Annotated in this window: 18 protein-coding genes and 2 tRNA genes; 3 read left to right on the top strand and 17 right to left on the bottom strand. The window is 68.6% G+C overall.

Annotated elements, in window-relative coordinates; all coding sequences use genetic code 11:
• Window positions 1-169: 169 nt before the first annotated feature.
• Window positions 170-742: an SSI family serine proteinase inhibitor gene (locus tag OG788_RS22905; protein WP_406373108.1), complete on the bottom strand. Its 573-nt coding sequence runs from the start codon at window positions 740-742 to the stop codon at window positions 170-172.
• Window positions 743-900: 158 nt separating this feature from the next.
• Between OG788_RS22905 and OG788_RS22900 the strand changes: the two genes are divergently transcribed.
• Together OG788_RS22900 and OG788_RS22895 are read left to right on the top strand one after the other, a co-directional pair.
• A tRNA-Ser gene (locus OG788_RS22900) sits at window positions 901-991 on the top strand.
• 238 nt (window positions 992-1229) lie between these two features.
• Window positions 1230-1302: transfer RNA gene (locus OG788_RS22895), tRNA-Arg, on the top strand.
• Window positions 1303-1380: 78 nt separating this feature from the next.
• Here OG788_RS22895 and OG788_RS22890 read toward each other — a convergent pair.
• From OG788_RS22890 to OG788_RS22815, 16 genes are all read right to left on the bottom strand, one after another.
• Window positions 1381-1740 (bottom strand): hypothetical protein, encoded by a 360-nt coding sequence (locus OG788_RS22890; protein WP_406373106.1) that lies wholly within the window; start codon window positions 1738-1740, stop codon window positions 1381-1383.
• Between the two features lie 273 nt (window positions 1741-2013).
• Window positions 2014-3297: a tyrosine-type recombinase/integrase gene (locus OG788_RS22885; protein WP_406373105.1), complete on the bottom strand. Its 1284-nt coding sequence runs from the start codon at window positions 3295-3297 to the stop codon at window positions 2014-2016.
• Entirely contained in the window at window positions 3297-3494 is a 198-nt protein-coding gene (locus OG788_RS22880; RefSeq protein WP_406373103.1) for a helix-turn-helix domain-containing protein, read from the bottom strand. The genes OG788_RS22885 and OG788_RS22880 overlap by 1 nt, the downstream gene beginning before the upstream one ends.
• Window positions 3495-3679: 185 nt before the next feature.
• Window positions 3680-4828: a DUF3631 domain-containing protein gene (locus OG788_RS22875; protein ID WP_406373102.1), complete on the bottom strand. Its 1149-nt coding sequence runs from the start codon at window positions 4826-4828 to the stop codon at window positions 3680-3682.
• Window positions 4825-5088, bottom strand: a complete 264-nt coding sequence (locus OG788_RS22870; RefSeq protein ID WP_406373100.1) for a hypothetical protein — start codon at window positions 5086-5088, stop codon at window positions 4825-4827. Before OG788_RS22870 ends, OG788_RS22875 begins: the two co-directional genes overlap by 4 nt.
• Before the next feature lie 83 nt (window positions 5089-5171).
• Window positions 5172-6065, bottom strand: coding sequence for a bifunctional DNA primase/polymerase (locus OG788_RS22865; RefSeq protein WP_406373098.1), 894 nt, complete (start codon window positions 6063-6065; stop codon window positions 5172-5174).
• Entirely contained in the window at window positions 6062-6814 is a 753-nt protein-coding gene (locus OG788_RS22860; protein ID WP_406373096.1) for a DNA methylase, read from the bottom strand. Before OG788_RS22860 ends, OG788_RS22865 begins: the two co-directional genes overlap by 4 nt.
• Window positions 6815-6904: 90 nt before the next feature.
• Window positions 6905-7090: a hypothetical protein gene (locus tag OG788_RS22855; protein ID WP_406373094.1), complete on the bottom strand. Its 186-nt coding sequence runs from the start codon at window positions 7088-7090 to the stop codon at window positions 6905-6907.
• 19 nt (window positions 7091-7109) lie between these two features.
• Window positions 7110-7574, bottom strand: coding sequence for a hypothetical protein (locus OG788_RS22850; protein WP_406373093.1), 465 nt, complete (start codon window positions 7572-7574; stop codon window positions 7110-7112).
• Between the two features lie 204 nt (window positions 7575-7778).
• The gene (locus OG788_RS22845; protein ID WP_406373091.1) at window positions 7779-9908 is read right to left on the bottom strand and encodes an FtsK/SpoIIIE domain-containing protein; all 2130 of its coding nucleotides are present in this window, start codon (window positions 9906-9908) and stop codon (window positions 7779-7781) included.
• Between the two features lie 87 nt (window positions 9909-9995).
• A complete protein-coding gene (locus OG788_RS22840) occupies window positions 9996-10169 on the bottom strand; it encodes a pRL2-8 (RefSeq protein WP_406373089.1) in 174 nt (57 codons plus the stop codon).
• Window positions 10166-10483, bottom strand: a complete 318-nt coding sequence (locus tag OG788_RS22835) for a hypothetical protein (protein ID WP_406373088.1) — start codon at window positions 10481-10483, stop codon at window positions 10166-10168. The genes OG788_RS22840 and OG788_RS22835 overlap by 4 nt, the downstream gene beginning before the upstream one ends.
• A 2-nt stretch (window positions 10484-10485) precedes the next feature.
• Window positions 10486-10716: a hypothetical protein gene (locus tag OG788_RS22830; RefSeq protein WP_406373086.1), complete on the bottom strand. Its 231-nt coding sequence runs from the start codon at window positions 10714-10716 to the stop codon at window positions 10486-10488.
• Between the two features lie 29 nt (window positions 10717-10745).
• Window positions 10746-11126, bottom strand: coding sequence for an RRQRL motif-containing zinc-binding protein (locus OG788_RS22825; protein ID WP_406373084.1), 381 nt, complete (start codon window positions 11124-11126; stop codon window positions 10746-10748).
• On the bottom strand, window positions 11126-12016 hold the full coding sequence (locus OG788_RS22820) for a DUF2637 domain-containing protein (RefSeq protein ID WP_406373083.1): 891 nt from the start codon (window positions 12014-12016) through the stop codon (window positions 11126-11128). The genes OG788_RS22825 and OG788_RS22820 overlap by 1 nt, the downstream gene beginning before the upstream one ends.
• Window positions 12013-12282 (bottom strand): DUF6284 family protein, encoded by a 270-nt coding sequence (locus OG788_RS22815; RefSeq protein WP_406373082.1) that lies wholly within the window; start codon window positions 12280-12282, stop codon window positions 12013-12015. The genes OG788_RS22820 and OG788_RS22815 overlap by 4 nt, the downstream gene beginning before the upstream one ends.
• Window positions 12283-12711: 429 nt before the next feature.
• Here OG788_RS22815 and OG788_RS22810 point away from each other — a divergent pair, with 429 nt between their 5' ends.
• The gene (locus tag OG788_RS22810) at window positions 12712-13557 is read left to right on the top strand and encodes a sigma factor-like helix-turn-helix DNA-binding protein (RefSeq protein ID WP_406373080.1); all 846 of its coding nucleotides are present in this window, start codon (window positions 12712-12714) and stop codon (window positions 13555-13557) included.
• Window positions 13558-13619: the final 62 nt, after the last annotated feature.

Raw genomic sequence — 13619 nt, 5'->3', positions numbered from 1 at the left:
GCGTGTCACGCGAGGGAGTCTACGGGCAGTGGTTGCGCTCGCGACGCCGGATGAGAGGGAGGTCGCACACAGATGAGACGCAGAACAGGCGGAGAACCTGTGACCACGCGTTTCGGCCCGCGGAACCGTGAGACCACCGTGACTCAGCCGTGTCCCGAACGGGTCCGCGCTATGAGCGGGAGCCGGGCAGCAGCGGCACCATGGCGTTCCAGCGCGAGATCTCGCACCCGTCGGAGCGGTCGTAGCGGGCGTCGACGGGCCGCCCCGCCCAGGTTCCCGTGACATGCGCGGTGGCCGGTCCCCCGTACTGCATCGTGCACAGGGTGTCCGGCGGCACCGGGGCGAAGGGGTCCTTGCCCCAGGTGGTCTTCCGGTCCAGCCGGTCGCAGGCCTCCGCCGCGTCCGGATGGCTCCCGCCCGCGGGGTGGCACGCCAGCTCGAAGGTCCCGTCCGCGCCGCCGCCCGCGCCGTGGACCGTCACCGTCAGCCGGTCCACGGAGTCGTCGGGGCGGGCCGGCGGCGGCATCAGCGCCGGCAGGGCGACGCCGTACGCGGCGGGGGACAGGGAGGACGGGCCGGCGGGGAACGCCGTGGGTACGGGGAAGGCCGTGGGTACGGGGGAGGCCTCGGGCAGCGGGGAGGCCTCGGGTACGGCGGAGGGGGTGCCGGCGACGGCGCTGGGCACGGCGGAGAGCGCGGCCGTGGCGGACATGGCGGCGGTGAGGAGCAGTCGGCGCAACATGACCTGCCTAACGCGAGGCACCCCGCCCGGTTGCGTGCCGGTGGGGGGCTTTGCCCTGTGGCCTGCCTGCCTAGTACCGTGGGGGGCGATTGGTGACACCGCGCTCGACTGTGTCATCATCTGCACGCACCACTCGCGCTCGCGTGAGCGGTTGTGCGGGAGGCGTCGCCTAGTCCGGTCTATGGCGCCGCACTGCTAATGCGGTTTGGGCCTTCAAGCCCATCGAGGGTTCAAATCCCTCCGCCTCCGCGCGAAGATCCGAAGCCCCGGTCCGATGGACCGGGGCTTCGGCGTTCCGGGGGTCCCTGAGTGCTGCGGAAAGCGTCGGCGTCCAAGGTGTCCGCGAGGGCCCAGAAGTGCGTTTTCCCAGCTCACAAGGGGTGAGGCAAACGGATTTCACATGGCGGCGGCAGTCATGTAATGTTCTTCCTGTCGCCGCGAGCGGGGCAAAAGCCCGGGAAGCGAAGACAGAAGCACAACAGAACAAGCACTCGTAGCTTAACGGATAGAGCATCTGACTACGGATCAGAAGGTTGCAGGTTCGAATCCTGCCGAGTGCACACAGCTCAAAGGCCCCGCCGGTTTAACCGGCGGGGCCTTTGACATCAGCGGGTGACATCAACGTCGTCGCGGCATCCTCAGAAGCCGGAGCAGGTAGCGGCGGCTGACGGCCCTGAGGCGGTGGACGTTTTCGGGGTGTCCTTGTCCACGGTCACGGAACAGGTGGCGGTGCCCCCCGACCCGCTGAGGCTGATGAGCAGCGACCCGCCTTTCATGAAGCCCTTCGTTTTCACGACCTTCCGCCAAGGCAATGTCTTGACGACTTCGGATCTTGTCGAGATGCCGTCGTCGTTCCAGACGGAGTACGCGATGGTCACGTTTCGTGCGTCGCCGGTGACGGCGTACTCCACCTCGACCGTCTTCGATACCTCGTTCGAGACGCCGGCGATGACGGCCACGCACCCGCCCGCTACCAGCAGGACCAGCACGAGCAGCACCCACGGCCACTTCCGTCTCTTCTTTCTCGGCGGCGCTCCATAGGGTGGTCCGCCACTGGGGGGTGACTGCCACCCTCCCCCTGACTGCCGCCACCCCCCTCCTGGCTGTTGCTGCGCGCCTTGCCCCCATGACTGTTGAGACGGATCGGGACGGGGCTCCTGCCCAGGGGTGGGTTCGCTCATAGCCTCAGCGTCTGGCAACGCCCTCGGGTGCGCGACTCAGGGACCCACTGGTGGCTTCCATTTGCCTGAAAGCCGAGGGCTAACAGGCCGTCAGTCGGCACCCGGCGCGGCTGGATCGTCGCCGCCGTCCTTATCGGTGTCATTGAAGCCCAACGCGTCGTCCATGCGATCCGCAGCGGCCCTGAGCGTCGTGTTCATCACGTGCGCGTACGTGTCCAGGGTCATGGTGATGGTGCTGTGCCCGAGCGTTTCCATGATGGTGCGGGCGTCGACTCCTTGGGCGAGTAGCAGGGACGCGCAGGTGTGCCGCAGGTCGTGCACTCGCACCCGCCGCACCCGTGCGTCACGGCACAGGATGGTGAGCATCCGGTTCAGGCCCCGCGGGTCCGTCACCCCGCCGGTCGTCGTGGTGAACACGAGTCCGGCCGGCTGCCCCGGCGTCGGCTTCCACTTCGCCCCCGCGACCTTGCGCTCCCGGTCCTGCTGCTCCCGGTGCGCGGAGAGAGCCCGCACACAGCGCTGCGGCAGTGAGATCGTGCGCACGGAACGCTTCGTCTTCGGGGTACCGAAGATGAGTTCCCGCCGGATGCGCTGCACGTTCCGTCGGACCCGGAGCGTGCCTGCCACGAGATCGATGTCCGACCACGCGAGCGCAAGTGCTTCCCCCCGGCGTAAGCCCGTGGATACGAGCAGCAGCCACAGGGCGTAGAGCCTGTGGGGCTGAGAGACCTTGAGCAGCATCCGGACCTCTGCCGCATCCAAGGGACGAACCTCCTGGGAGACGACCGTGGGTGTCTCCACGATCCGGGCGACGTTCCGCGCGATCAGTTCTTCGCGCATCGCCTGTTGGAGCGCGGACCTCAGCACCGCGTGGATGTACTGGACCGTGCGGGCCGACGGCCGGCGCTTGCAGCAGCGACCTACAGCGCAGCAGACCCGCTTGTCCTCCGAGCGTTCGGTGTCGGCGCCCCGCAAGCAGCAGAGGCACGCGACCTTGAACTCAGTCAGGAACCGACGTACGTCCGTTGGAGACAACCGGTTGAGCCGCTTCTTGCCGAGGGCCGGACGGATGTAGAGCCGGGACAGGCCCTCGTAGCTGTTGAGAGTCGCGGGCTTCAGCCGCTCCGGGGCGACGGTGGCCAACCAATACGTCAGGTAGTCCCCGAACGCCATCGTGGATGACGCGGCGGGGATGCCCTGCCGCGTCAATTCCTGCAACTCGGTCAGCTTGTCCGCGACTTCTTCGCGGGTCTTGCCGTAGACGAACTTCCGGGTACGGGTCCCGTCGGGGCGGTAGACGTATGCGGCTGCCTGATAGCGGCCGTCCTTGCGCTTGGTGATCGTTCCTTCGCCATTGGCGCGGCGCTTGGCCATCAGGCGGCCTCCTCAAGTCGGTCTTGCATGTACTGGCGTACTGCGGCGACCGGGACCCGGCGGGCACGGCCGGCGGTGAAGCTTTCGAGCTGCTTGGAGCGGAAGAGGTCGTAGACCTTGCTGCGGCTGAGGCGCAGCGCGTGCATGACCTCGGGAACGGTGAGTGCTTCGGGCGGAGTGAGGGCGACGGTGGGCACGACGAACCTCCGGGAGCAGGGCGGAACCGCTTCGGGCCCCCTTCTGAGGGGCGCTACTGCCGCTACCGCCGCTACCGCGCAGGTCAGGGGCCTGATCGGGGTAGCGGGAAGGGGTAGCGGTAGCGGATGGGTAGCGGCGCGGTAGCGGCAACCGAGGACGGTTGCCGCTACCGCGTTGTCGCAGGTCAGGACAGGTTTTCGGTGCCCGGTAGCGGAGGTAGCGGACTTTCCGGGGACGGGGGGCAGTAGCGGGCCCACGCGTCGTGCAGATCGGAGGCGTAGTAGCCCTTGAGGACGCTCCCGGCGGTCTTGATGTTGCGGGAGGTGATCGGCTCGATGTCGGCCGTCATGTACTCCGCGAGCATCTTCGACAGCCGCCGGTTGTCGAGCGGCCTGCCGTTCAGATCGGCCCACGGGGCGTCATCCAGGGAGTTGAGCCGGTCCAGGATGGCGACGGTGGGAAGGCGGTCGATGCCAGCCATGACGTGATCGCGCAAGTCGATCAGGAGCCGGACCCCGAGGCTGCCTTTGTCGTTGGCCTTGGACGCGGTCACCAGCGTCACGCACGCCTGCCGGGCCCGTTCGGGCCAGTCGCCGCCGGCAGCGTCGGCGACGGCGATCAGGGGTTCCCATACATCCGCGGGCCGGTCGGTGACGTCGTCGGGCATGTCGGGCCAGGCGCCGACGACCTGCTTCTCCACGGACTCGGCCCACTTGGCGAGGCGGTCGCGGATCTCGTTGCCCTCGCGGACGTGGATGCGGGAGCGGAACGGCTCTGCCTTCTCGTTCCTGGCCCGGCGGCGCATGCGGACGATGACGGAGCGGGTGAGGATCGTGTCGGGCAGGGAGCCGAGGCCAGCGACGGCGACGGCGCAGTACGAGGGGAAGCCCTGTACCTGCTGGTTGGCGCCGTCTCCGACGCACCGGTAGACGGGGCGTCCGCGTGCGTGGCCTGCGTTGATGAATCCGCGGAGCTGCTCGTTGTCTCCGGCCTTGGGACCGAAGATGGTGTCGATCTCGTCGAACAGGATGGTGGGCCGTCCGCCGTCGATGCCGGACACGGACCGGAACAACGCGGCTGCGGACGCGTCCGCAGCAGCCATGGAACGCGGCACGAGCGTCTCGACCACGTCCAGCGCCCGGGACTTCCCCGACCCCGGCTCGGGGGACAGGAACGCGAGGCGCGGTGTGGAGTCGAAGCAGTCGAGCAGATGAGCGTGTGCGTCCCACAGCACGACGGCGACGTAGGCGGCCTCGTGCGGGAAGACGTTGAAGCGGCGGTGGAAGGCTTCCACCTCGTTGAGCAGCGCGGCCCCGTCGATGTCGTCGGTCATGCGGCGGCCCTCCCTTCCTGGATCGTGCGGAGCGGGCAGGTCTCGCGGTGGGATTCGTGGTCGGCGATCAGGGCGTGCACCTTGCCGTGGCCAATGGCGCTGCGGTTCCTGCCGCATAGGCACTTGGAGGTGGCGGTGGGGATGGCGTTGCGCGGTGCGCAGATGGTGAGCCATGCGATCGGATAGCGGCCGTCGCCTGGGTGCGGGTCAGGGCGAACAGCAATGGGGACGCCTTCGGCGACGCCTTTCGGCTCGCCCACGGCCGCCGTATCCACAGGCTGTGGAGCGGCGGACGGGCGGCCCGGGGTGGTGATGCTCTTCAGAGGGGGATGCCAGCGGGTGCTCATGCCGTCGCCCGGCGGTTTTGGTTGTGGGCGATGGACCAGTCGAGTGCGCTGCGCAGGGTGGAGCGGCACTCGGACGCGGACAGTCCGGCCGCCTCGCCCCCTGTCTGAAGAGCCTGTTCAACCACGTCCCGGGGGAGGTCGCCCCACGCGACGAACCGCCCCAACGCGCGTGCGGCCCGGAACAACTTCGCTTCCCGCTCGCCGACTTGAGCCGCCGCGACGTTCCGCGTCTCATTGTCGAGTGCTACGTCCGCGTATCGGCGCGATTGCCCCGCTACGGCCACCGAAGGGGCCAGAGGGGCTTTGGGGGCAGGTTGCAGGATGCTTTGGAGCCATGAGGGCAGGCAGGCCGCCTCAGGGTCGCACAGGGCTTCGTATGTCCCTGCCGGGGTGGTGCTGCTGGCGGCGACGACGTATCCGCCCCACGCGCGGGTGTCGACCGAATCGGCAACGGTGCCTTGGGTGTTGGTGATGCGGACGTTGGGCGGTGCGGTGAAGTACAGGTGGTTTCCGCCGCTCGCGGTCCGGACCCGGTAGGTGTTGGGGATGGTGTGCCCGGCGCGCTCGCAGAGCGCCCCGAAGGTTGCCGCGCCGTCAGGCGCGTCCGAACTGCCCTTGTGCTCCGGCGTGTCCAGATCGACAACCAGCAGCCCGGAAGGGCCGGTGGCAATACCGACGTTGAACGGCGCCCGGGACCAGGCGGCACGGATACGGTCCGGGTCGGTCGTGGCACGCTGCTCCCACTTCCGATGCCCTCCCGCACACGGGCCGGTGCCGGTGCATGCCCGCTCGCCGTGCAGTGCGGGCCGCTTGGTGCCGGGGCGGAGGGGGAAGACGTGCCATCCGCGTTCTGCGGCGGTCAGGGCCGCGTCCAGCAGGTGCTCGCTCATGCGGCCACCTCGAGCCGGGGGGTGAGGGCGGTGAGGTAGGCGGCGCCGATCCATTCCGTGTAGGCGGGCGGGAGGGCTTCCCGGAGGCGGAGGTGGTCGGTGGACCAGTCGATTTCCTTGGCTGCGCGGATCTCCTGCACGGTGGCCTTCCCGCCCCCCTTGCCGTACGCGGCGACGTACGGGCCGTCACGCCAGACGCCGTGGCGGTAGCCCCGGACGTAGCCGCGATGCCGGGGGTGAACCGGCTGCGGAAAGGTCCAGCCGCCGAGTTCGAAGTAGCGGTGCATGAGCACGGCGAGACCGAACTGTTCCCCGCAGAGGCGGATGTCCTTGCGGACGTCGGAGCCGGCCACGTTCTCCATCACGTACGGCCGCCCCGTCGCCTCCAACGCGGCCCGGGTCGGGACGATGAGCCGGGGATAGGTGCGGCCGATCGCGGCGTTGCGCGCCTTGTTCGTGCCCTTGGTCGGGGCGCCCTCGCCCTGGCAGGGCGGGGAGGTGTGGATGAAGTCGAATTCGTGGCCGTGGGCGCGGATGTATTCGATCGCGTCGCCCTGGTGGAAGGCGTCACCGCAGTAGTCCGGCTGCGCCTGGATGTCGACGCCGGTGACGTGGCAGTTGGCGCCGAACGCGCGCCGGTAGCCCTTGGCGGCGCCGCCGATGCACGAGTAGGCGTCCAGTACCCGGAACACGTCCCCGCGTCGGAGCCGTAAGACGAGTGCTCGCCGGTTGTCGGTTAGTTGCGTCATGCTGGATGTCTCCAGTTCCTTGGTGAGGTGCTGGTGAGCAAGGGCGGCCCCGCGGCTTTGGCGAGACGGTGGGGGCCGCCCTTGGCGTAGCTAGGCGCCGGACGTGTCGTTGAGCAGTGCGGCGGGGTTGGGGTGGAAGGCCTTGGTGTAGAGGCGGACGCGGTGCCCGTCGTGGGCGGGGCGGCACTCGATGGGGTCGCAGTCGAATGCGTCGGTCAGGGCGCGGGTGATGGCCTGCTCGTCGGCCGGGTCGCAGATGATGCGAATGTCGAACACGGCTGTCCCTTCGGGTCGGTTAGCTGTGGAAGTGGTTGCGTTTGATCACGGCCTTGCGGATGTTGACCGTGGTCCCGCCCTTCGGGCCGGACGCGCTGAAGATCTGGACGGCGATCCATCCGCCGAAGATGACGGCGGCGAGGGTGATCAGTTGGGTGATGAGCGCGGTGAGTGCGGCGATGAACGTCGTCAGCAGCAGCAGACCGCCGCACACCGCGCCGAACCCGATCCCTCCGAGGGCGATGTTCACGGCCGTTCGGGATACGGCCGGTTTGGCCGCGAGCGGTTCCGGCTGGACGGGGCTGATCGCGTAGCCGGTGACGACTCGCCCGTCGGGAAGGACCACGCTCGCCACGGCCGGGACGCTGCCCGGCTGGACGGGCACGAGGGGCGCCGGCGCCATCACGGCGGGGGCGAGCGGAACGGGTTGGTGGACTTCCACGGCGGTCGCTGGGCGGCTGTCGGTGGGGTGTTCGGGGTACATGCGGAATCCCTTCCGGTGCACGGTTGGGGAGGCGGGGGCACACCCTTGGGGGTGGGCTGTGGAGGGGGTTTTCGGGGGCTGGCCTGCGGAGCCTCCCCGCCTCCCTGGAACGGCGTTTTCGCTGATCAACGCGGGGGAGGCGGCTCGGGGAGGGCGTTGGGGAGTTCTCCCCGCCTCCCCGAGCCGGGAGGGTGCGCCTCCCCGTTACCGGGAGGCGGAAGCGGAACCGTCGGCGTCGCGGTTGGCGAGGGCGCGAAGGACGTGATCCTTGCGGACGACCATGACCCCGTGCGACTTCTTCGGCTCCTCGCCGTGCCGCTCCAACAGAGCCTTGAGGCGGTCGTTGGTCCACTGATCGCCGTAGGTGTCCGGCGCCAGCACGTGCAGCCGCTTGAGGACTTCATTGGTCCGCAGACGCGGGGCGTCCCCGAGGATGGCCAGGACGTCGGCGAGCGCGTCCCGCTCCTCACCCTCATCGACGGTGCGCAGGGTCGTGACGCCATCGCGCAGGGCCCGGGCACGGTCGGCGATCTCGACAGCGGGTTCGGCATCGATGAAGTGGGTCCGCACCGTGATGGACGACTGCCCCTTCGGCATCTTGATGCCGTCCGAGGCAACCACCAGTGTTCCCTTGTCCAGCCCCTGCCGGAGCATGTGCGGGGCGGCGCCGTCCTCAACTGCCTTGTCACCGAGCGCCATGCGGGCCTGTGACTCGGTGCCCAGCACGAGGGAAGCGCGGGTGTGCGCGCCCTCGCGGACCAGCTTGGGAAGGTTCTGATCGGTCGGGTCCTGGGTTCCCTGCCACATCAGCACGTCGACCGCGCGGCCCTGGTTGTGAATCTTGCGCACGGCCATGAAGTACCTCGAGGTGGCCTTGGCACCGCCGTAGGGGCGCCTGTCGTCGCCGACGACCGGGCACATGAACGCCAACTGCGCCTCATCGACCAGCACGATCAGCGGCGCGAACACGATGCTCGGGTCACGGCGCTGCTCCTCGATCCGCCGGTTCATCTCCTCAACCGCGTCCTCAACCATCTCGGTCGCCTCGATGACGTGGTCATCCGAGGGGCCCTCGATCAGCACTTCGGCGATGCCGTCGAACATCGCCCAGTCCCCGATGCCCTTGAGATCGGCAATCCAGAACTGAACCGAGCGGTCCAGGGCCAGCCACAGCGCAAGCGAGCGCAAACTAGCGGTCTTGCCCTGGTTCGAGCGCCCGGTGATCAGGAAGTGGCGCTGATAGAGACTCAGCTCCGCCAGGTCACCGCGCAGATCCTGCCCCCACGGCGCCTTCCCGGTCTTGTAGTTCGCGGTCACCGTGGCGTCCGTGACCAGCGGAGACGGGCCGATCGGCTCATCGAGCGCACCGGAATCCGCGATCCACAGACGGACCGTCCGGGCCGCCTCGGGAATGTTGATGAACACCTCGTGCTCGTGCCGGGTCAGGTTCTCGGCGAGCTTGCGCCGCTTGCCCTGCACCTCGTTCGTCGCCACACCCGAGGGCAAGGTGACGTCGACTTCCACGCCGCATCCCGCGATCCGGATCGGACCGAGCATCGACGCGCCCGCGTCGCCCATTTCCTTGATGGCGTTGCGCAGGGCGGGTACTCCGAGGTCGCGCAGTGCCTTGACCACGATCGACGGCGTGATCGGCTCGCCCTCACTGTTGCGGACGTTCTCGGGTAGGGCCCATGCCGGGGCGGCTTGCTGCTTGCTGCCGATCGCCCACAGCGCGAGCAGGGCCAGGAAGGGCCCGATCGCGAGAGCCGGTCCCCAGACCACGCGGACGATGGTGATGAGCAGGTTGATGAAGTCGATGGTCGCCATTAACGGGGTGACGACGTCCGTGACGTCCTTCGTCGCGATCGCCATCACGATCCCGAGGGCGACCAGCGAACCGACACCCATACCAGCGCTGACCGCAACGCCCTTGGCCGCGTCGATCGGGGAGTGCAGGAGGTCCATGCGGCGGCGGTGGCGGGCCTCGCGGAAGTGCTGCCCGCGCTCCTCCCACTCCGAAGCCATCTCGTGGTTGCCCGCGGCTTCGGCGGCGCGGAACATCCGCTCGTACCGGGACGCGGTCCGACCGTCCCACGTCCGCTTCGCCGCAATCTTCGCCCCGCCGACGACGTACAGGGTGTGCCGGGCAACGGCGCGGGCGGTGGTCTTGGTCGTCTCATGCGTGAGTGCGGTCTTGACCGCGCGTCCGGAGCGGACCCACAACGGGACGGGCGCGGCGGGTGCCGGTTCGGGGACCACGGTCAGCGTGGTCACGGTGGCCGACTCGGGAGCCGGTTCGTTGTTCTTGTGCAGGTGAACGACGTTGTCACTCATGGTTCAGGACACTCCTGACTGCCCCGTGTCCGGGGTGAGGGTGAAAAGGGAGGGCGGTGCGGGGCGAGCGGGTGGCGCGGGTGCGCGTCACCACCAGCGGGACTTCCTCGGCACGATGTTGGGGTGGCCGTTGACCATGTGGTCCACGCACTGCGGGCAGTCCTCGCGCGGCCGGAGGTTGCGGTGGGCGCGGGGGTCGTGGGCGTGCTGCCAGCACTGCGGGCACTCACCGGGAGGCGTTGACTGGTTGGCCACGCTCACCACCAACCGGAGGACTTCTTCGCGGCCTTGGCCTGCGCCGCTTCCGTCACGAGTCGCTGACGCTCTACCTGCAACGCGGTGATCTCAGCGATCAACCGCGTTTCTGCAGAGGTGGAGACGGAGTCGATCCGGTTGTCCGCGCGGCCGGTGCTCTTTCCGCGCATGACCCGGTAGGAGCCGCCGGCGAGCGCTGCGAGCATCTGACGGCGCTCCGATCCGGTCAGCGGCCACAGCTCGCCCTTGCGGACGGCATCGAGCTTGCGGTTCGTCTCGCGGATCGCCTGGTCAAGGCGGCGGGTGTTGGGCTTTCCCATGGTCAGTACGTCCTTCCGGCGTGCGGGGCGAGGATGAGGTGAATGTCGGCGAGCTGGACGGTCGAGCCCTGCGAGCGCAGCCATGCGGCGACTTCGCGGGTGACCCGGTCCCAGCAGAAGGAGGTGGGGACGGTGACGGTTCCGTGGGCGAAGGCACGGCCCTCACCGGGCATGGTCACGTGCGCGTGCCACGCGTAGTCGATGGTGCTCGGAGCAGCGTTGATGCTGGTCACAGCGGAACTCCAAGAGGTGGTGGGAGAGTTCAGGCGGCGCGCTGGTCTTCGGGGTAGGCGCAGGGCACGCAGGTCCCGAGCGAGGCGGGGATGACGTAGCCGGCGTCGCGGCGGCAGGACGGGCAGGTGCGGCGTGCTTGCATCGCTTTGGCGAGCGCGGCCCGCCGGCCCGGAGTCATCGACCGGACGGGCTTGGCGCGGTCGATCCGGTACAGGTAGGCGACCAACGGGCCGCGCCGATACCGCGGGCGCAGGACCTGCGCCGCTACGGGTTGGCCGCCCGGGCGCAGGCCGCGGGCCCGTAACTGCCGGCGGGTGGCGTAGCCGTCCGGGGCGAGGCGCCACGGGAATGTCGGTATCCCGTGGCGGTCGCCGTCCGGGTCGAAGCACTGAGTGAGCGAGCCGCCCATCAGACGGTGTTGGCGGCGCGTTCGGTGAGCAGGGCGTCCCGCAGCATCCGGGCGTTGACCGGCGACGTGTGGACCGCGCGGCGGATACCCTCCGCCGTGATCTGCCCGTCCGTCCAATCGGCCGTTGCGGCGCGGGCCTCATCGGTCAGTTGGTCCTTGGTGCGGCGCGGCCGTGCCGATCGGGCCACCTCCGGAACGCGTCCCGTGGCGCGGCGCGGTCGGGTCGACTCAGCGGCCACCGGGCGGTGCTCGATTGCCGCGACCGGAGCACGCTCCGGGGTCGGGGTCGGCTTGGCCAGTTGGGTCGACTTGAGAAAGTCGACAGTGACCGGATCGGGCATGGGAAGCAGTGCGGCCGGGGCGGATGCCGGGGTCGATACCGCGAGGTCAGCGGTAGACCGATTCCTTGTGATCTCGGTGGATTTCTCCGCATTCGCGTCCGGCGCCGGAATCGGGTCGGGGCGGTGGTGGAGAACCTTGGCGACCAGGTCGGAACCGAAGTAGATCGACCCGACCGGAAGCGAAGTCGCGAGCAGGACCAGGGCCCAGTTCGCGGGGTCCCAGTCGGCGAGCCGGGTCCAGTCGAGTTGCGCGTCGTGCAGCTTCGGGACCAGGCCGTGCACGTAGTTGAGGACCAGCGAGGCGAGCGTGTAGGCGCCCAGTACCCGTAGGGCGAAGTCGCGCGCCTTGTCGGTCAGGACCAGCGTGGCGACCAGGGCCAGGGCCATCAGGCCATCGACCACGAACGGGTAGAGCGTCGCGGCCGTGTTGTCCGCGCCGACCGCGTTGGCGATGTCCCGCAACGCGTTCCATGACACGCGGAACGCCATGGCGACCACGGCGACCAGGGCCAGCACGAGAGCTGCCCGTCCCTTGCGGTGAAGGTTCATGCCGCGCCGCCCGTCGTGCTCGCGTCGGCGGTGCGGTTGGCCAGCTCGCGGCGGGCGACCAGCGCCCGGCGCTGCGCCCGCCGGATCCGGCGGACGTCCAGCTCGGTGGGCGTGCGGTCAAGGGTGACGATCTGCGCGTCCAGCAGCTCGATGTCCGCCGTGATGACGGGCATCTCCCGCTCGATCGCGTCCAGCTCCGCATCCGTCGGCTCCATGAAGTCGGCGAACGCGGTAACAACGTCCTGAACAGTGACGATGGAATTCATTGGGTCGTGTTCTCCCTAGTAGGTGGAACGGCCCGAACAGCGGCTCCCGGGGTGCCTCCCGGGAGCCGCGCGCCGTTGTCGGGTAGGTCTGCTCGGCCGAGCAGCCACGGCCCCCGACGCCCCGATTCGAGGCGTCAAGGACCGTGAGCACTCGGGCTCACATCGATCCATCGACCGCCCGTGTGCAGGCGACTGGATCGGCACTCTGTTGATTTCTCAAACAATCGACGCTCTCTTCGTACTCGCCCTCACGGGCTTTCCTCTGGACGCCATACCTGCAGGTCAAGTGGGGCGCGACGACCACTTCCCCAAGCTGCTTAGGGGGGGTTGCCGTGTTGCCTGTTAGGTACCGTAGGCAAAGTCGGAGCTGCGCGCAACCCCCTCTTGCGATACGGTTCGTTAGCCCCCCTAGGCGAGCATTGGAGAGCCGTGCACGACGACATGAAGCGGGTCGCGGAAATCGCGGTACCGGTCGACAGGGCCAAAGCAGCAATCGACCTGATGGCGACGTACCAAGGCTGGGTTTTGGAGCTGTCCCGGGTTCGGCGTGAAGCCATCGAGGAAGCCCAGGCCTCGGGCATGACTCAGGCTGAGATCGCCACGAAACTCGGGGTCAGTCGCGGGCGCGTTGGTCAGCTAGCCTCTGCCGGCCCGCCGCCGGAGCGTGCGTTCTTCGGCACGGGACAGGTGACTGTCTCGCTTGGTGGCAAATATGAAGCTGGCAAGGGGCCTGACCAGAACCCCAGTGAGGTTGTGACCAGGGAAGACCTCGACAACTTCGAGCACCTGCGCAAGTTGCTGGGGGGCATGAAGCTGGAAGCCGAGTACGAGGTGATCCCGACGACAGGAATCGTCAACCTCAACAGGGACAACCACGTCGTGGTCTGCGGCCCGCGACTGTCGCCGATCGTGGCCCAGGTGCTTGAAGGCGACGACAACCTTCGGTTTGAGAAGGATCGCGCGTGGCACCTGCTGGACCGGAAGGCAGGAAAGGAGTACCGCTCGCCCTTGGATGAGGACGGCTCGCCGGGTGACTTCGGCTACCTGGGACGACTCCCCCGGCTGGATGGGCGGGGGACGTTTCTCTACATCGCGGGCGTCCACGCCATCGGCGCGAACGGCGTCGTGCACTACCTGGAGAACAACCTCGCTGAGCTGTACAGGGAGGTTCGGACCAAGAGGTTCTCGACGCTCATCTCCTGCCGCTACGACCCCGACACGCTCACCGTGTTGGAGAGCCGCCGCGTCACGCCGTTGTACCGACATGAGGGATGAACATGCGCGTCTGTCTGGACACTCGCCCTGGAGGGGCGAACCCGAACGAGGATTGGGTAGCT

Source organism: Streptomyces sp. NBC_00647, from assembly GCF_045207245.1.
In the GTDB taxonomy this organism is placed as follows: domain Bacteria; phylum Actinomycetota; class Actinomycetes; order Streptomycetales; family Streptomycetaceae; genus Streptomyces.
Note: the sequence above shows the minus strand (reverse complement) of the source record. Positions and strands in the feature narration are given on the sequence as shown.